General features: G+C 37.0%; 10 protein-coding genes and 4 pseudogenes. 4 read left to right on the top strand and 10 right to left on the bottom strand.

All coding sequences use genetic code 11. The features are described 5' to 3' along the window. From ACFIK7_RS02390 to ACFIK7_RS02380, 3 genes and pseudogenes are all read left to right on the top strand, one after another. Positions 1-1,428: pseudogene (locus ACFIK7_RS02390) on the top strand (DUF6990 domain-containing protein); the annotation flags it as partial. Between the two features lie 88 nt (positions 1,429-1,516). Beyond that, complete coding sequence (locus ACFIK7_RS02385; protein ID WP_375662866.1) at positions 1,517-1,867, top strand: HNH/ENDO VII family nuclease; 351 nt, start codon at positions 1,517-1,519, stop codon at positions 1,865-1,867. A gap of 270 nt (positions 1,868-2,137) precedes the next feature. Next, on the top strand, positions 2,138-2,608 hold the full coding sequence (locus ACFIK7_RS02380) for an SMI1/KNR4 family protein (protein ID WP_375662865.1): 471 nt from the start codon (positions 2,138-2,140) through the stop codon (positions 2,606-2,608). Between the two features lie 763 nt (positions 2,609-3,371). On the opposite strand, the gene ACFIK7_RS02375 is transcribed toward ACFIK7_RS02380, so the two are convergent. From ACFIK7_RS02375 to ACFIK7_RS02335, 9 genes and pseudogenes are all read right to left on the bottom strand, one after another. Next, entirely contained in the window at positions 3,372-8,339 is a 4,968-nt protein-coding gene (locus ACFIK7_RS02375; protein WP_375662864.1) for a DEAD/DEAH box helicase, read from the bottom strand. Positions 8,340-9,003: 664 nt separating this feature from the next. Continuing rightward, positions 9,004-10,546, bottom strand: a pseudogene (locus tag ACFIK7_RS02370) (YfjI family protein). A gap of 12 nt (positions 10,547-10,558) precedes the next feature. Further along, positions 10,559-11,420: pseudogene (locus ACFIK7_RS02365) on the bottom strand (toprim domain-containing protein). 101 nt (positions 11,421-11,521) lie between these two features. Beyond that, positions 11,522-11,722, bottom strand: a complete 201-nt coding sequence (locus tag ACFIK7_RS02360; protein WP_375662863.1) for a helix-turn-helix transcriptional regulator — start codon at positions 11,720-11,722, stop codon at positions 11,522-11,524. 207 nt (positions 11,723-11,929) lie between these two features. Further along, the gene (locus ACFIK7_RS02355) at positions 11,930-13,096 is read right to left on the bottom strand and encodes a tyrosine-type recombinase/integrase (RefSeq protein WP_375615313.1); all 1,167 of its coding nucleotides are present in this window, start codon (positions 13,094-13,096) and stop codon (positions 11,930-11,932) included. A gap of 163 nt (positions 13,097-13,259) precedes the next feature. Beyond that, the gene (locus tag ACFIK7_RS02350; RefSeq protein ID WP_375662862.1) at positions 13,260-13,673 is read right to left on the bottom strand and encodes a DMT family transporter; all 414 of its coding nucleotides are present in this window, start codon (positions 13,671-13,673) and stop codon (positions 13,260-13,262) included. Then, positions 13,594-14,450: pseudogene (locus ACFIK7_RS02345) on the bottom strand (SDR family oxidoreductase). Before ACFIK7_RS02345 ends, ACFIK7_RS02350 begins: the two are co-directional and overlap by 80 nt. Before the next feature lie 164 nt (positions 14,451-14,614). Further along, positions 14,615-15,103: an HAD family hydrolase gene (locus ACFIK7_RS02340; protein WP_375662861.1), complete on the bottom strand. Its 489-nt coding sequence runs from the start codon at positions 15,101-15,103 to the stop codon at positions 14,615-14,617. After that, positions 15,096-15,371, bottom strand: coding sequence for a hypothetical protein (locus tag ACFIK7_RS02335; protein WP_375662860.1), 276 nt, complete (start codon positions 15,369-15,371; stop codon positions 15,096-15,098). Before ACFIK7_RS02335 ends, ACFIK7_RS02340 begins: the two co-directional genes overlap by 8 nt. Before the next feature lie 164 nt (positions 15,372-15,535). On the opposite strand from ACFIK7_RS02335, the gene ACFIK7_RS02330 reads away from it, so the two are divergent. Further along, positions 15,536-16,297 (top strand): hypothetical protein, encoded by a 762-nt coding sequence (locus ACFIK7_RS02330; protein WP_375662859.1) that lies wholly within the window; start codon positions 15,536-15,538, stop codon positions 16,295-16,297. A 1,430-nt stretch (positions 16,298-17,727) separates the two neighbouring features. Here the strand turns inward: ACFIK7_RS02330 and ACFIK7_RS02325 are convergent. Then, positions 17,728-19,060: N-6 DNA methylase (locus tag ACFIK7_RS02325; RefSeq protein WP_375662858.1), on the bottom strand; the 1,333-nt coding region annotated here is incomplete at its 5' end.

Genomic DNA, 19,060 nt, shown 5'->3' with positions numbered 1-19,060 from the left:
GCTGTTCAATTTGCTGAAGGACATCTGACCGTTTTAAAGGAGCGAGAGGCGGCAGATGCACGTATTGGTGTACAATCTTTGGTTCTTCTTAATACAGTTTCTGAAACATTAAAAATGATGAACTGGACAGTCTATTGCGACAAAAATTATAATTGTAATGCCTATTTTATAAGCAAAGACCGTATCATTAATATAATGTACAGCCTTGATATAAAAGGAAAAACACCGATCCTTATATTCAAGGCTTCACTTTCAACACTTAGTTTTTCTACTGCTCATAGAGAGATGTTTCCTAGATTGCCCCAATATATAGCTCTCAAAGAGGCAGAAGAATTTTATACAGTTTCTAGTACTGAATTGGATGAAGGCAAGCTAAAGGAGATTTGTACAGATATACTTGAGTGGGCTGATAACCAAAACACCAACCAAATCATCTATGATTATGCGGCGTTGCTAACAAACAGTGAATTTTGCCTTGCAGAATTTCACCTTATTGCACTTATTTTGACTGGTAATGTCAAAAAACTTAAGTTTTATAAGGAGAGTTTTCAAAGAAAGAGCCGTCTAGGTTTTGTGGAAAACATCACAAAATATGATATTGAGAACGCTCTTACTCTTGCACAGCGTTATTGAACAGGTTTTCCCAAAAAGGCATTGATTTTAAGCTTGGATCCGCAAACAGCATCTGTTGCTTCTAAAAGAATTTCTGTTGAAGTGGCAGAGGAAGTGGATGAAGCAGATGACACTGATGATCGTCTCACCATGGAAAGTGCTCATGCACTTTTAAAAAGCTTAGGCTGGTCAACCGAGAAAATCAATGAGAATGACCATATGGCAAGCTATCAATTGGCTGATCGTGAAGTAGATATTCTTTATAACGACGAAATTGCCAAAGACTACCCGCAATTTGATAGCGCCTTTATGATTAGTACCGGTATTCTTTCCGCTGCTTGTAAATTCATTGATCCTACCCACACGGAAGATATTCCAGATATACAGCTTAATTTTGAAGCCAAGGGATTAGAAATCTTTGAACCAGAAGTCACTACGGATCGTTTAACACAGGCGCTTGATGATGCTTTAGAATGGGCGGTAACAGACATTGACCTTTCTAAAAGACTTCGCTCTGATTATGGCACTGCTCCTTGGAAAAAAAGCACTACGTCTAAAGCAAATGATACGGATTATGCTTTACTTCATCTTGGCGCTCTTGCTTTATTGGGCGATGTTGAGACCTTACAATCTTATCAGCAAAGCTTTACGGCAGGTGATCACCTAGGCTTTGACGAGAGCATCAACAAAACCCACCTTGAACGTGCATTAGCTTTAGCCAAAGAAGTAGCAAAGGTGAAGCAAGTGAGTTACGCTTTGATTGAACGGGTAGCAAAAGATTTTGATGATCACTCAGAGCTTTCTAGCGAGGAATAACCTCGCTCTTGGAAGGAGAGTTTATTTAAGTCTATTTAGAACAAAGAATAAATTGATTATTTTGAAAAAATCGAGGGGATTATGAATCATGAAATGGATAAAGAAAAAAAGTATGGGGGCAGCTGAGCCGGTGGAATTTAAAGGTCAAAAAGTTTATCAGGAAGATGAACTGTTTGAGCCCGAAACAGTTTCTTCTTGGAAAGAAGAAGGACAGATAGTAACGGGTACAAATGTGGAAAGAATGGTATCAGGAAGAGCACCTATTGGAGTCGATTTTAGACCTATTATGTTACATCCTGTGACACAAGAACAAGATAGTCCTCTCGTTGAGGTTCTCTACTCATTTTATCAAGGCAGGAGTTTGGTTGCTCCTATGAATCCAAAGACAAATTTTATCAGAAAAGTTATTTGTTGGATTTCAAAAAAAATTCCTAAGTAGGAAAAAAGAAAGAGTAATTATTGCAAATATTGAAATAATATCCCTAAAAGGCGCTCTCTAAACTTTAATGATCACCTCCTTTAATTCCATCATATATTGTAAATGCGAGATGATTGTACAGAGACAGATGAGAAAAGAGCTCCGTCAAGAACATATCTCTTATGATTTTATCAATCTCATCTCAATTCCATTGGCTATAGTAGAAAAAGATTGATCATTAGAAACACTCATTATGAGTAAAAACACGCTGTGACTTATGGAGAAAAATTTATGAAAAATTATACTTTATCAGATGTTGCACAATATGTTGATATGCATAGTCATGCTATTAATTTTGGTACTCAAGATAATGCCCCTGATGATGTACGGATTAAAACAGCTGAGAACACTCTCGATTTACAATTTACCTCTTCCTATAAGAATTTTTTAAAAAATTATGGAGGAGGAGAAATTGGAGGTGAAGAAATATTCAGTATTTATGAAATCTGTGCAGGTATTCCTGCTGGTGATATTGTTTACCGAAATTTGCTCGATAGAAGAGATGGCTTTACGAATCCCAAACAACTTGTTATCTGCACAACTGATTTTGGTGAAACCTTTTACTTTGATTATACTCAATTTCGGGATGGAGAGTGCCCGCTCTATCTTAAGTTTCCACTTGACGATCCCCAATATTACGCAAGTAATTTTTATGAATTTCTCTGCAAAAGAATTAAAGAGTATGCAGGGGAAGATTCATGAAAACTTATACCTTAGATGATGTTATACAACTAGTTGATAAATAGGATAATTGTAATTTATAGACTGTTATGAAAATATCTCAATAGAAACTGATCATTATAGAGATGAGCAAAATCCCTTTTAATAGACCGTGTCAGTTTTGTCAGTTCTTTTTAGAGCCTATATTATTTTTTTTAAATGAGAGAAAATTAAAAACATAATATTTCAATAGGTTAATGTTTTTAAGACATAATTCATATCAAGAGTACAATCTTTAAAGATAACCAATGATGTGAATTGATTAAAACTTGTCAGTTATGTGTCAGTAAATTGAACTGACAAACTAGATTATTTTAGTGAGTGATTAAAATGTGTTTTATGAAAAGCATATGCTCTTTTAAAGCCTTCAAAAGATAGTTTGTAACTCATAAGAAGTGCTATCAAGACCATTATGGTTATGAGTTTTGAAGATTTTGAGTATTTTGAGGGTTTGAGAAACCTTCAAAACCTATAAGTAATATAAGAAAATGAATATATATAACTCTCTTTAAACAAAGCTTTTGAAAAGCATAAAGCTATCATTTTAGATTACGGTATAACCTCTTAAAGGCAATTCAAAAGAAGCCTATTCACTTTAAGATGGGATTTCTTTTTAGAATAACGCATATAAACACTCCTTTTAAGATGGTAGGTAATCAACTTAACAAGAGAGGTATAGATTAATCGCTATGTTCTATACCCCTTATGAGTTTATCATACCCATTATGTGAGCATGCTTTATAAGTTATTCAGTTTCTTTAATTTCTAATTTTGGTAAGTTCTTAACGATTTTCATGGTTTCTAAACTTACGGTAATAACCCTCTGAAATAACTCTAGAGGGTAGGCAGGGTTGCCAATGGTTTCAACAGCATAGCGATTGGCATCATTAACAATGCCACTCTTTTTATCAGTCTTAACACATTGACGCCCCATAACCCATTCAAGAGCGGGTTTACCATTAACGATATACGCATAAGCTTCAAGAGGGATATCTGTTATTGTGATATTGCTATTGTAAAAAACAGTTGATTTATCCTTTTCCTTACTATTCCCAAAAAATCTCATTTCTGTAACGTAGTAAAATTTTTCGGGATTAAAGATATCAGTCTGTTTAGGATTGCCTTTTTTAAAGGTCACTGGATAAGGTTCCACATCTTCATAATTTACGTGCAAATGACCGAGTTCACGCCCTGCTGTTACAAATTTCCAAAAATCATCAGTGCTTTTAACACAAGGGATACGAGGCAATTCCTTAGAGAGATTATCAGCATAACGAGCACGGTAATCTTCCGAATGCAAAAGACCATAAACGTAATAGAACAAATCATCTTTAGTGATTATTTCATTCGGATAAGCAGCTTTAAAATGTGCTAATCCTTCATCCGTAATGGCATCACGCTTTTGTAAATCAGCATTGATGCTTTTTTCTATAGAATTCGTAAATAAATGAGTTTGTTTCTTGTTTCTATCTTTTGAAACCGGAGTGTCTTCGTAAATATAGCGTGGAAAACATTGACCATTATGCACAACATGAAGATCAAGTATAGACTTAGATATCAAAACAGAAAAACCTGATTGAGTTCCCATACCTGAAATTTGTATGACCTTATTTTCAACCGCTTGCCCTATAGGGAATATCCGCGGCATTTGGTAAACCATTTCAGTAAAGGCACGACTATAATAGAGCCACTGTCGTGTAAATGGACGATACAAACTTTGCGTAAGGCATGTAGTCTCAAATTCAAAAATCTTTCCTTTAGCTAAATGTTGTTTAAGTGCACGACTCCAACTAATTCTACTTGCATCCAAATTTACAAAATTGTTTACAGAATTTTCGCGTGTTTTGCAGTCAGTATGTGGGAGAGCATCATTAAAACGTTTCACTTCGCTGTTATAAAAAGTAATCATATTACTCATGTTTTTAGCTAAAACTTCACTGCTTGAGTTATATACCCAAGCATCACGACTGCTCATAATACCACGAGAATAAGTTTCAAAGAGCTTTTTACCATGACCTTTTTTAATACCTAGAGCTAGGAATGTCTTGAAACTATCATCACGTTGACCAAGCCAATCATTATGCTTGTCTGGTGTAATTATTTTCCAACCGTTTTCACGTGTAATACCACCAACACTACCAAAGTACTGAAGCATCTCAAGTTTTTTTTCGGTGGAAAGATTATCTCCAATATCATGATAGTAAATTTTACAATCTCCAGAAACATTGGGATTTTTAATAAATAATGTTACGGCAATACCCGTCATACTACCATTGCCAAAAATATTCTCTCCTTCTTGAGCGTTATTTTTGTTCATCATATTTTTACGGATATCACCTCGTAAATTAAGCACATAAATACTCGTAAATTCTTGGGCTAAAGATTTTCGTAAACTATCCATTGCTGGCTTTTCTATATAGCTTGAACCAGAAACAAAACCGATTACCCCAGCATTATCAATACGGTCACTTGCCCAACGAATAGCGCGGATATAGCTATCATAAAGTGCTCGTATATTTGTTACTTTAGATTGAGCAGCATAAGTTTCACGAATGCGATCATCTAATATCGGGTAGGGAGTATTCTTTGCATTGTCGTTTTCGCTTTTTTGTCCTACCGAATAAGGGGGATTACCAAAGATAACTTCGATATTTAGATTTTTCTGGTACTCTAAATATTCACTGTTTTCTTTGAGAATACCGTCCATCAAATTTTTTTCTTTAAGCGTTTGAAACGTATCAGTCAAACCAATATGCTTGAAAGGGATATACTCACCTTTCATGATACTATGATAAGTCGATTCAATGTTAATCGCTGCTATGTAATAGGCAAGTAAAACAATCTCATTGGCGTGGATATCATGACGGAACTTATATTCCATATCCTCTGGTTTGATGAGATTGGATTGTAAAAGCCGCGTGATAAAAGTACCCGTTCCAGTGAAAGGGTCAAGAATAGAAACACCCCGTGACCCCAAGCTTTTGCCAAATTCATTACGCAACACATCATCAACAGAATGAATGATAAAATCAACAACCTCAACGGGCGTATAAACAATCCCAAGCCTATCCGTGGTTTTCTTAAATGCCTTGGCAAAAAAACTTTCATAAAGTTTGATAATAAGATTCTGTTTTGCATGAGTTTCCGTAATGCTTGCTGTACAGAACATGACACTTTTGTAAAATTGATCAAGATCTTTCGTTTTCTCTTCGATATTGGTTTTATCCAGTTCCGTTAAGATCTTATCCATTGCTTGTGAAATGGCATTGTTCTGTACAAATTCATTACCGTCAAATAAAGCTTCAAACACGGGACGCGTGACAAGATGTTGCGCTAACATCTCAATCGCTTCCTCTTGTTTAATATCGCTGTTTACGTTGTTTTGTAATTCCTTATGGAAGGCATCAAAGGCGTGAAAGGCTTCACTGTTTTCATCAGCAAGCAGGTTTTGAAGATGCGTGATATGGTTTTGAGCAATCTCAGCAACATTGTTCGCCCAAATGCCCCAATAATCCGTGATTTTAAAACTATCCAGAAAAATGGCTTTGACAAAATCAAAAAATTCAGAACGGCGGAATAAGTCTTCTTGTCCTCCAGATACCGATTGAGATTTGCTTTCTGCTGTTCCAATGACACGTCCAGAACTTTCTGCTTTTGATGGTATCGAGATCTCATCAACCGTTGTGGTAAGCTCTTTTAATTCATCCTCACGCTTAATCTCTATAATCTCAATCGTATGGCTGCTATCTTGTCCTAAAGACATTTGATTAATTGTCCGAGCAAGTCTTTCATCATGAGAATGTAAAGCATGCAAAACTTGCCAAACAACACGGTATCTCTTATTGTTTTTTAAAGCTTTTTTGGCTTCTAAGTGTGAAGGAATGATAATGGGTAAAATGATATAGCCCGTTTTCTTATTTGGAGCACGGCGCATCACACGCCCCACCGCCTGTATCACATCCACTTGGCTATTGCGTGGGTGTAAGAACATGATCGCATCAAGAGCAGGGACATCAATCCCTTCTGAAAGACACCGAACATTGCTTAAGATCCGACAAACATTGTTCCCAGCATCTCCTTTAAGCCAATCCAGTTCCTCATTGCGTTTTTTGACGCTTTGCGTTCCGTCAATATGTCTTACTTCACAGTTTAGAAAGGGAACGGTTTGAAGGAAATCATCAATATGAGATTTGATAATTTTATTAAAGAGCTTTGTTATATATTGAGAGGTATTGATATCTTTGCAAAAAGCTAAAGCACATTGCATGGGCTCTGTATCATCATCATCAACAGCGGCTTGCTTATCTATTTTGGTCAGGGCTCTATAACAGCCAATAATTTTTGCCGCATCATCTAAATCAATTTCACGGTTTTCATTGGCAATAATCTCCTGTATGGCTGGTGTGATATAGGTTTCATTAATACCCAAGACCACAATCTTGTAAGGAGTTAAAAGTTCATTATCGACAGCTTCCGCGAATGTATAATGATGGAGTTGTTTGCCATAAAGCGTTTCATCGTCCATAGATGCGAGAACGGCATTAATCTCATCCGCCCGCCTTTTGGCAGTATCACTAAAGATACGCGGCGTTGCTGTCATATACAGACGTTTTTTACCTCGAATGATGCTGTTATCGTGAACCTTGATAAATTCAGATTCATTGTCTTCACTTCCCAATGAAGCCCCAGTTGTTCTATGCGCTTCATCACAAATGATCAGATCAAATTCGGGTAAACCATGGTCTTTTTGGGCATCCGAAATCACTTGGATAGAATGATAGGTTGAAAAGATGACCGTCATTGCATCTGCTAGGTTTTCACAAGCTTCTTTGGCAAGGGCTTTCGCATCTGTTGTAGCAGGGAGAACAAGATCTGATGTTTCCATGCCAACAATATCATCTTGGTTTTTACGACGCTTGCCTACTTTTGTATCCGAACACACGGCAAAAGAACGCAAGGGCACTTGTGCATCGGCTGTCCATTCACGGATCGTTTGCGAGACTAAAGCAAGAGAAGGAACCAGAAACAACACACGCTTGCCTGTTCCTGCTATGGTTTCTGCTATCTTAAGGCTAGTGAAAGTCTTCCCCGTTCCACATGCCATAATTAGCTTGCCACGATCTGCTTCTTTTAAACCTTCACAGACTTTCTTGATGGCTTCTTCTTGATGGGGACGAGGCTCTTTTGTTGATTTCAGAACAATTTCTTTTTTAGTTGCAAATATTTGCCAGTCTATACGACTGTTTTCCATATGACGAAGGTCAATGCGATAAACGGGTATCGCTTGTCCTTTGATCATGGCATTCACATTGTCACTTAATTCCACTTCCGTGCTATCAACAAGAAGACGATATTTAAAGATGTCTTTCCCAGAGGCTGCGATAAAGCTATCAATATCCTTTTTACTAATCTGATGATCTGCTTTATAAAACTTACACTGAATAGCCACATAGCCTTCTTGATGACGAAGCTTAGCAACCAGATCAATGCCGATATCATTTTTATTCCAACCTTCACGCTCTTCAGCCCATTCATAATAGGTTTCTACCTTTTCATATCGTCCATAATGGAGAGGGTCATGCATAAGATAAGCCATGACAAGATTTTCGAACAGTGTTCCTAATTCACGGGGTGATTTAGCTCGTTGACGATAATATTCTAAGAGAGAGCGTAAAGTGACATGTTCATTATCATACTTATTAAAGTGATGCATATTACAACAGGGCTCCGTTTTCACATAAGGGTTTAATTCTCTTCAAAAGAATCAAAACGAAGCTTATTAAATCCATTTTGAACGAATTGAGAAAAAGCTGGAAAAAATGCTAAAAAAGCGGATAATTTTTTCAAAAAGTTTTTTTAAAGCTTGTTTATCCACAGCCCATGACATGGAATAAGATCAGCAAAGTAGTGAAATTTGCTGTTCGTTTCACGGGTTAATCAAGATAAATGTACTATGTACTTTAAAATATCAGAATGAGTACTTTGATAGATTTTATGAATCATTTTCCTTATAGGTTTTGAAGGTGTAAAAACCGTCAAAACCCCTTCAAAACGTATATTATTAGTTGAATTTATAGGTTGTGTTATCAATATGAGTTGTTTTTTTAAGATCTGTAAAATCTTAACCTATTGAAAAATAACGTTTTTACTTTTTATCGTTTTTTTATCTAAAAGGGGCAACCCTCAAAACTCAAAACCCCGTCAAAACCTATAGAGGTTGTGTTTTGGATATCTTTGACACAAGATTTAAAAGGACCTCTGTATGTTTCTTCTTTAAAAAATTATAAAACAAAAACCCTCAAAGATACTTTGTAAACCCTCTGTTGGTACGATAAGATCTTTGAAGGTTTTAAGAATAACAAAAGATTACAATGGCTTCATTGTTTGATGCTGTTGTTTTTAACGAAAGGGTGCCATTCATAACGTATGGTAGGGCGACCACCTTGTGAGCTATTTTCACTTGCTATTTGACGAATATGATTGGAACGACATAAGAGCTCTAAAGCTTGCTTAACGGCTCTATTATCTGTTAAACCGATCCAACTTCTTTGATGAATATCACGTAAAGTAAAGACATCGGGTAAATGATCACAGCGCTCGACAATCAATTTTGCCCCTTCTGTTGCTAAGCTATCCGCCGCCGCATAAAGACGTTTGACATGACTTAACAAATATTTTTCCCATCGCAAGGCTGTTTGAAGGGCATCCTATGGTCTTAGGCATTTTCAAAAGATGCGCTTGTAAGCTTTCAGAAAGGTTATTCTCTTTGGCTTCTTTAAAAATCTTTTGCATCCATTCACGAAAGATTTCTTGAGCATCAGCAGAAAAGCGCATCACAAGAGGGTGTTCTGGTGAACCAAGGGGTTTATCATAAAGAGAACGAAATGCCCCTTCATAAGTTTCCCATGCCTCTTGATTGGGCGGTCTATCAACCCATTTCCAATCTTTTGTCTCATCGGGAAAGACAAGCATTTGAAAGCGTTGTAAGAAACCATCATTGCCTTTGCCATATAAAACATTGCGTATAAAGGGCAGAATGCGAGAGGGTTGAATGCCCCCTATAATAGAGACGGTTGCATTGGGAATAAAAATGGTTCCCCGCTCGATACGGTCATAGGTAAATTGATCATCTCCATTAAAAGCTGTGAGATAAAAAGCACGGTCTGTTTGATATTCCTTTCTTTCTAGATTGGTTAAAAAAGCAGATAACTCATCACGAACCATTAAGAGACCACGGGGGTTTTCTTTTAAGAGTTCCCCAAGCTATTCAACCGTCACATCATTGACAATAAAACGAGAGACATCATCATCATGTGTATTATCTTTAGAAGGGGCTTCAGACAAAATAGCACGGGCTGTTTAAAGATCTCCTTTTTTGATCGCTTTATGGGCTTGTTTTTCCTTTTCTCGTTTGTCTAAAGTTTCAAATCTCTCTTCAATTTCTTGTCTCTCTTTCTGCTTTAACCAGTCTTTATACCATTGCTTTTGAAGGCAAGAGATAGGAGCTAAAGCGGCTTTCATGGCTGGTGTTTTATATGTTGATGATTGACCAATAAGAGCGCCCCAGAGATTAGGGACAATCGTCCAATCATCATGTTGTTTTGGAGCAACCCGCACGCCATTGCCGATGACAGCAGCCAAGGCACAGAGAGCAGAGACAGCAATAAAATCCATTGGAGCTTGTTGACGCTCTGAAACGTCATAAATATAGTCCATGAATGGCATTGGGAGCTGTAATGGATTAAAAGGTTCAACGGGTAAAAGAGCACTCTCAATCTGTTGTAATTCCTTCCAACCGTTTTGTTGCAAGGCGACTTCATAAGGAATGGCTTTTAAACAAGTATTTTCGTTTAAAGAGACATTATCGTTATCATTGACGGGAGTATTTTCATTCTTGTTTTGTAAATTACTATCTTTCATAGTTTCCCTCTTTTAAGAAGGTAATACGTTATTAAAATCAGTTCCTTTTGGAGCTTGCATCATAAAGACCTCAAAGCCTTGGCTATAAGCACGTGCAGCTAGGGTAAAACCTGCTTTACGACCCGCATCATCGCCGTCCATTGCAATGGTGAGACGCCCTTTTGTAGGAGGTAAATTCACACGCATCATGCCACTGGTTGAAAGAGAAGCCCATAAATCAACGGGCTCTGATAACAACCCAGACAAAAGAGCCAGACCGGTTTCATGCCCTCACAAATGACCAGATGTTTGGGATTGTCTTAAATGCACAGCACCACCTGTTACAGATCCCAACATGGCTTTTGCTGGTTTTTGATCTGTTTTGCAGCCATTGGCTTGTAAAAAGGTTCTATGAATGGCGAAAGAGCCAGCGCCCTTAACAAGAGCCACCAACGCGGGCAGTGTAATCCCAGAGGGGTGTAGACATTTGTCGTGAAAGCGTAAATCAGTAGGCAAATCACATGTAATACCCCGCATACGTAAATAGGTTTCTGCTAAAGTATTTTTGATTGGTTGGCATTGTTGCCAAATTGCTTTTGCTCTCTCTGCTTTCCTTTTTGCTTGTTTGAGATCAGCAGAAAACTGTTTTGAGAAAGAGAGCGTATGATCATAAGCTTGTTTTCCAAGCAAGCCAATTCTGATGAGCGCTTGTATGATCTCTCTAAAAGAACAGCCAGCATAACAAGTGAGTAAAAGACGCCCATCATATCCATTGGTAAGGGATAAGCTAGGCAGCCTATCATCATGAGCAGGACAACGGGCTATCCCATAATATCCATTGCCAAACCCCATGCAAGGCATTTGTGATGCCCCGAGCATTTATATAAGAAAACATGTTTTTTATCCTATGAATATTGCACCATAGGACGGATTATGCTAACTTTAGGGTGATGAGTTTGAGAAAGCCTTGTCCGTCCTTACGTGACAAGGTTTTTTTTATGCCGCGTCGTTATAACGTTGCTGTTTTGCTTGTTCGATGACATTGATAAGATCCGATTGTAACCAACGGGACAAAAAACCAAATTTTAAAGGTTTTGGGAGAGAGCCATTGGTTACATGACGGCGGAATGTTGAGACACTCATATGAAGCAATTTTGCACTTTCACGGTCTGGCAAAAGAATATCATTTTCTGTCATACTAAACTCCTTTCTATCAAAAAATGGTAACTAATCATAACTATTTATTAACCACATTTTGGTTCATTTAGAAAGATGCTTTATTTATAGAAAACAATATTTCATCATACAATTTTTGATGTGAAAACTTATGACTCTTATTGAGAAAGAATGAGAGAGAAGAGAGAGAAAGTTATCCACAGATCATGGGGTTATGCACTCCATATCTTAAGATTGACCCGTGACATAAGCCGCCCATTTATCCATATAAACGCGGCGCTGTTCTAAATAATCAGTACGACGATAGGCACGCTCTACTTGTCCTCCGACTGTATGACTTAGAATTGTTTCAGCAACCTCATAGGGGGCATCGGTTGTTTCAGCGAGCCAATCGCGTAAACTAGAGCGAAATCCATGGGGGCAGGCTTCAAGTTTATTGTCTCTCATGTATTGAGCCATACACTTCGTAGCAAGGGGACCGCGACCGGTTGCAGAAAAGAAGAAATCATTGCGAGAAAGTGAGCGCGCTTGTTTTAAAATGTCTAATGCTTCAGATGATAAGGGCACACGAAACTCTTTTGTAGTATCACGCTTTCCTTTCATATTTTCAGCAGGGATTGTCCAGATATCACCTTCAACTTGATCTTTATGAATATGACGTAAAGGGTTAGAGCGAACCCCTGTAAGGATAAGCAAACGCAAAGCCAGTTGTGTTAGGGTTGATGCTTCGCAAAGTGTTTGATAAAAAGCTGGTATATCTTTCCAATCCATTGCAGGTAAATTTTTGACTTTATGGCGTTGTTTTCCTAAAAGAGCGCGTGCTTTTTCTGTTGCTTGTAAATCAACATCCAAACCTAATGCAGCAGCATGTTTGAGACAAAGTTTGAGACGTATCAATGCTGTCCGAGCAGCTCCAGCTTTTGTATGCCAGATAGGGGCAAGTGTATTACGTATTTCTGTTTGTGTAATCTCTGACACAGGAAGACAACCTAATTTAGGGAGAATATGAAGTTGTAAAGGCGAAAACCAATGTCCATCTTTCCCATCCCCTTTTAATTCAGCTTTACGAGTTTCAAAAGTATCCAAGGCAATATCTTTTAAATAATGAAGATTGCTTATTGCCTCACGCTTTTGTTTCTCACGTTCTTTAATAGGATCACGCCCTTCACGTAAAACAGAGCGCCATTGATTTGCCAATTCACGGGCTTGTTTTAAAGAAACATCTCTTAAAGCACCCAAGCCCATTTCACGGCGCCGCCCATGAATGGTAAAACGGTAAATCCATTGAGCACCTCCATCTTTACGCTTATGAAGTAACAAGCCGGCACCATCATTATATTTGCCAGCCCCCAATGTTGCGACAGATCTTGCATTAAGACGGTTCATAAGAGCCATTTTTATTCCTTTCTTATACAAATTTGATCCATACACTCATCCCACTTGTTATGTGCAAATGAGTGGTTTTGATTGATTCAAGATAAACAGCTTTGAAATGAGAGAATCTTACGATATTCGAGACTCTCATTCAACATACAAAACAGTGAATTATTATTATAAATCAATGCCTTGTAATGCTAATGAGCATCCCTATAACCCTCTCACAGGTTGGGAAAGATTTATTCATGATAGCTTCAATAATATTAGCACTAATAGGGGTTGTCGCCATGATGAGGGAGGCTGTTATGGGATTTGACGTTTGCAAGCCAACAAATAAAGCGCCATTAAACCCTGCCACACCGATAATCCCTAGGAAAATATAAGAAATAAAATTTTGCGATAAAACATGCCACCGCAAGCCTTCTTTGAAAATCATAATTAAAAATATGGCGATTACGGCAATGAGAAACCGCTCAAAAGAAGCTGTCCATGGAGAAACAGTCGTTAAAGCTATCTTAGTGGCTTGGAAATTGGAACCCCAAAAAAAGGTTCCTACGAGGGTTAAGACAAGAGCTATTCTGGGCGTGATTTTCATTGGATAGATCCTTATACTTGATACCAAAGTGGAGCATCGAGACGTATAGAAGAAATTTGTGCGGTAGTATAGAAGAAATTTGTGCGGTATTAGATGAGGAAAGAATAAAGTTGACCGCGGAAGCAATGTCATCTGGGTGAAGCATTTTGGCAAGATTCTCTGGAGGTATCTCTGGGAATCCTTTAAAATTGCGACGAAAATCCGTATTAACTTTATCAACTTGGATTGAACAAACACGAATATTTTGTGGCATTCCCCATAAGCGCAACCCACCAGTATAGCCCTCTACAGCAAATTTAGAAGAAGAATATGAAATTAAAGAAGGATTGTATTCTACACCCCATATGGATGAAATATTTATAATATCGGTGCGAATTTCCTTTTTTAGATAGGGTAAAGTAGCAGCTGTTATATAGAACATTCCTTTAATATTCACATCAAATGTTTCAGCACATTCTTGAGCATCAATTGTTTCTGGATCGCCACTATAACAAATGCCTGCTACATTAACTAAGACATCAAGCCACCAAATTCTGAGATAACCTTATGGACAGAAGAGTCAATGGCTTCTTTATCGCGGATATCAACAATCAATTTACATAAGCTTGCCGTATCGATGGAGGTTGGTAGTTCTATGTCAATGATGTCTGCACTTGCTACCTTATGACCATTTTTCAATAAGTTTAGAACAATTGCTTTACCGATGCCGCGAGCGCCTCCTGTGACTAAAATACGTTTCTGTTGTTGTGAGTAAATTCCGGTCGTGTTTTTTATCATTTCGTTTAGCATTTTCTATACCTGAAGTTGTAATCATTAATATTCAGCTAGTTTATTTTTAGCCATGCATTATGTATTACTGTATTATGTTTAATGTATTGAGTATTATTAAATTGTTTAAATAATAAAATAGCCTTAAAGTTTATTGTGATTAGGTTGAATAACTAAAGAACTGATATTTCATGTAAAGACGTCTCATTAAAAGGAAATACCTTTTTAGAGGAGAATGCTAGAGTTTGTGATTCTTTAGGTAGATTTAAACAGCGCCAACCCTGCTTGTGAGCATACGCCTCAAGCAAAGGATCGCCAATAACAGCGACAGGATGACCTACAAGCTTCAGCATATGCTCATCGGAAATATCATCACCGTAGGTCCAGCAGTTCTTAAGGTCACCACCATGTTTTTCAATAAAATCCTGAATCGCAAGCGCTTTTCCAACGCCGATCGTTTGCGGAGGGACGAAACGGCCATTATATTTTTGCCCATCATGCAATAGTTTTGTGGCCAAGATGTAAGGTACACCTAGATGTTCTGCAATGGGGGCTAGAATTTCTATAAAAGAGCCGGATACTAAGACCGGCTCAATTTTTTGGCTATGATGGGATTTTAGTTCTTTTACTACTTCTTGGATTAAGAAAGTAGGATTAATCAACGCGCGCTTTGCCCAAGTTTCTGCATCTTATTACTTCTGCTACAGCACGTCCGGCAAAAAATTCATAAAAGCGACGGTTTATTACGCTGCGCGGACTCTGGTTATCATGGTGTGCACGTAAAATAGCAGTAGTATCTGCATATTCCTCTTGGTGAGCGTTGGTTGAAAAACCTAGCCAAGATTTATACCAGAAATCGTGGAAAGCGAGCATACTTTTGCTCCGAATAAGGGTGCCATCTACATCGAAGAATGCATACGCAAGGCTCATTATTAATTTCTCCCTTCAAAAAAAATTAAATACTTTATAATGTTGTTTGTTCTTTATAAGCATGGAAATGGCGCGGGGCGCGGCGGGGGCGCCTGCTTTCCAATCCAATTTTCCATTTCAAATTTTAGAAAACGTTTATCACATTAGATTGTGAGGGTACCTCTATGTGCAAAAAATACGAATTAACCAGTGAAATCAAAAAAATCAAACATGCTCTTACTCGAAATATTACAAGCCTTTATCGCATTAAAGCTTTAAAAGATTTTGATGATGTTAAGACTGGGGATTTAGGGGGCTTTATTGAAAAGGAAGCTAATCTATCCCATGATGGCAATTGCTGGGTTTATGATAAAGCTTGTGTGTATGGCTATGCCGTCGTTTCTGAAAATGCAAAAATACGGCATTTTTCTCAAGTTTGTGGTCAAGTCTATGGGAATTGTGAAATCTATGGCAAGGCTTTCATCTCTCAATACGCAAAAATTTATGACCATGCTTGTGTCTATGGCAATGTTTATGGGTATGCTCATGTGAGTGGTGCTGCCCGCGTTCTTGCTGATGCTCATATTTATGATTATGCTCATGTTTCTTATGATGCTACGGTTTTTAGTTATGCAAGGATCTATAGTCGTGCCATTGTTACTGGCTCGGCTCGTATTCATAGCTATGCAAAGGTTTATAATTATGCCTTTATTAATGGTCGTGCAAAAATACATGGCAAGGTCTATGGCGGTGCTTTGGTGGGCGGTTGTGCTGAAATTTATGGCTCTGTTTTTGGCAATGCCAAGGTTTTATTCTATACTAAGGTCTGGGGACGTGCTTATGGCAATGCGAAATTAACCAAGAAAAGCAAAGTAAAGGAAGTTCCTATAAATTATGAAGTTTATGAAAGCGATAACCTTGTCAAGATTGTTGATGAAACAGAATAAAATAGACATGGGGGTGCCTTCTTGATGACTATAAACGCATTATAAAAGAAAGAATGCAAAAAAAGCCGTGTCAGTGATATGACGCGGCTTTCAAATAACGATTATAATGATAGAAAAATAATCATCCACAATGGAGTAATGAATGCATATATACAAAACGTATCATATTGCAAGCACTCTATTAGAGATATGAAAACTTATCAAAAGAAATGTATGATGCGTATGATCTTTAATCACTCATTTGAATGAGAGAGCGCCTATAAAACGCTTGTTATGGCTATCAAACGTATCAAACAAATCAAAACGCTCGGTAGCTTTAACAATCCAATCAAAAGCAAATGCATATTAAGTGAATATCTTGTAAAAACGTTCTTTTTAGCTCGCAAGCATTGGTTTTCAAAAGCAGCTTTTCATAAGATAAATAAACAAACGCTTTTATAAAGTGTAAGGTTTTTAAGATTTTGCTCTGCTGTGAAATCTAGATCTTCGTTTTTCATAAATGAAACGTTCTTAAGAGCAAATGATAACTAAGTTATAACTGTAATAAAAAAGTTTTAACGTTTCTTATGAAGATCTCATTTTATGTTTCAAACGTTTAAACGTGCATTTAAAGAGGTTCTCATAAGCGTATTTGTACTTTTCATTAAAAGATAATTTCTTTAAATATTAGCCGGCTCAATTTTGAGTTGGCAAAATCAACCAGCTCAAATTCGAGCTCGTTATCTTAGAATAGAGCATTCTTAAATATTACAGCTTTTGACTCAAAATTGAGTAAAATTCTATGCCTTATGATGTTACAATGGTTTTGAAATTTGTTTGCTTATCTTTGTCTTAATAGCTGCCCCCAAATTTGGAAAGAGCTCTTTTGGTTTCGTATTTTTAAACTATAACTTTTAAAACGTTTTTAGTACCAAATCTAAAGTAGATAGTTATTCTACTGCCATGGCATTATTTGCCTCCATTTTTTGTGGAAGCGAATAGTTCCATTCTTAAAGACTAGCCTGCAATCTATTCATTAAAAGGCTTTTCATTTCATAAGATATAAAAGACCTCTTTATCGTTTTCTAAACTTTTAGACAGCGTTTTAAAAGCGATCTTGTCCTTAATCCTTTTATGCAATCTTTAAAATGTTCGCTGTTATGATGATGCTGTTATGACAGCTCTCTATTTTACGCTTCTAATTTTGAGAACTGTAATTTTATGTTTTTATCATGTGATTAACAATCCAATCTTTAAAACAAGATGGGATCTTTAAACGTATGCGATTTCTGCTGTGATAAAAACGTATCATAAAATTTATGAACTGTTATGAATGATAACTGCTTTTCATTTCATTTGAATGCACCCATGCGTTATAATATTTGCACCATGATTTGCTTTTTATGGTCTATTCATACATGGCAATCTTATATAAAAAATGGTCAAATGAATCACGTATAAAAGGATGGATTCTTGAGTGGATTCATAAAAATAATTGCATACAAGCTATTGACTTTATTGTGTTTTTTGATATTATATCTTACATTGTCTGTCCAAGCATCACGGCTCGTCATAATACCGCGAGAAAAAGTTTCAAAGAGTTTTTTATCATGACTTTTCTTATAACCAAAGGCTAGGAATGTTTCAAAACTGTCATCACGTTGCTTTATCCAATCCCCATGCTTATCTGGTGTAATTATTTGCCAACCTTGTTTGCTCTGTGTAATACCATCAATGCTTCCAAAATTCTTAATTGTCTTAAGCTTCTTTTCTCTCGTGAAGTAATCTCCAATAGCATGGAAATATATCTTACCACGCTGTTGTGCATTTGGATTTTTTACGAGAACGGAAATCGCTATAGGGGCTCGAGATCCAGAACCAAAAATTTTACCACCTTCTTTTCGAGAAAGTTCTCCAGAAGTTCGTTGATTACCCCGTAAATGAAAAATATAAAGGCTGCTAAATTCCTCAACGAGGCACTTTCGTAGACTGTCCGTAGAACTTCCATTAATAAAACCGGCATTTGTGACAAATCCGATTATCCCAGCATTATCAATACGGTCACTTGCCCAGCGAATAGCACGAATATAGCTATCATAAATTGCTTGCATATTGGTTGCTTTTGAATGAGCAGCATAAGTTTCACTAATACGTTTATCTAAAATCGGATAGGGTGTGTTTTTTGCATTATCATTTTCATTTTTTTGTCCTATTGAATAAGGAGGGTTACCAAAGATAACTTTGATATCCAGTTTTTTCTGGTGCTCTAAATATTCACTGTTCTCTTTAAATAATTTTTGCAACAAGTCTTTCTTTTCAAGAATTTGAAACGTATCAGTCAAACCAATATGCTTGAAAGGGATATAATTTCCTTTCATAAGACCATGATAGGTTGCTTCAATGTTAATGGCTGCTATGTAATAGGCTAAGAGAACAATCTCATTGGCATGGATATCATAACGGTATTTATATTCCATATCCTCTGGTTTGATGAGTTTTGATTGTAACAGCCGCGTAATAAAGATTCCTGTTCCAGTGAAAGGGTCGAGAATGGAGACTCCTCGTGATCCTAGACTTTTTCCAAATTCATTGCGTAAAACATCATCAACAGAATGAATGATAAAATCAACAACCTCAATGGGCGTATAAACAATTCCTAATTTTTCTACTGTACGCGGAAAAGCATAACGGAAAAATTCATTGTAAAGCTCTACAATTAAACTTTGTTGTGCTTCAAGAGTGGTAATTCCACGCGTGTAAAATTGTACACTCTTAGAAATATTT

The sequence above is a fragment of the Bartonella sp. CL266QHHD genome (assembly GCF_042195355.1).
Classification (GTDB): domain Bacteria; phylum Pseudomonadota; class Alphaproteobacteria; order Rhizobiales; family Rhizobiaceae; genus Bartonella.
This window is presented reverse-complemented; position numbering and strand designations above follow the sequence as displayed.

Excerpts from the sequence above, each read along its gene's own strand:
- ACFIK7_RS02385 (WP_375662866.1), top strand. The coding sequence starts at position 1,517 with ATGAAATGGATAAAGAAAAAAAGTATGGGGGCAGCTGAGCCGGTGGAA.
- ACFIK7_RS02380 (WP_375662865.1), top strand. The coding sequence starts at position 2,138 with ATGAAAAATTATACTTTATCAGATGTTGCACAATATGTTGATATGCAT.
- ACFIK7_RS02375 (WP_375662864.1), bottom strand. The coding sequence starts at position 8,339 with ATGCATCACTTTAATAAGTATGATAATGAACATGTCACTTTACGCTCT.
- ACFIK7_RS02360 (WP_375662863.1), bottom strand. The coding sequence starts at position 11,722 with ATGACAGAAAATGATATTCTTTTGCCAGACCGTGAAAGTGCAAAATTG.
- ACFIK7_RS02355 (WP_375615313.1), bottom strand. The coding sequence starts at position 13,096 with ATGGCTCTTATGAACCGTCTTAATGCAAGATCTGTCGCAACATTGGGG.
- ACFIK7_RS02350 (WP_375662862.1), bottom strand. The coding sequence starts at position 13,673 with ATGAAAATCACGCCCAGAATAGCTCTTGTCTTAACCCTCGTAGGAACC.
- ACFIK7_RS02335 (WP_375662860.1), bottom strand. The coding sequence starts at position 15,371 with ATGAGCCTTGCGTATGCATTCTTCGATGTAGATGGCACCCTTATTCGG.
- ACFIK7_RS02330 (WP_375662859.1), top strand. The coding sequence starts at position 15,536 with ATGTGCAAAAAATACGAATTAACCAGTGAAATCAAAAAAATCAAACAT.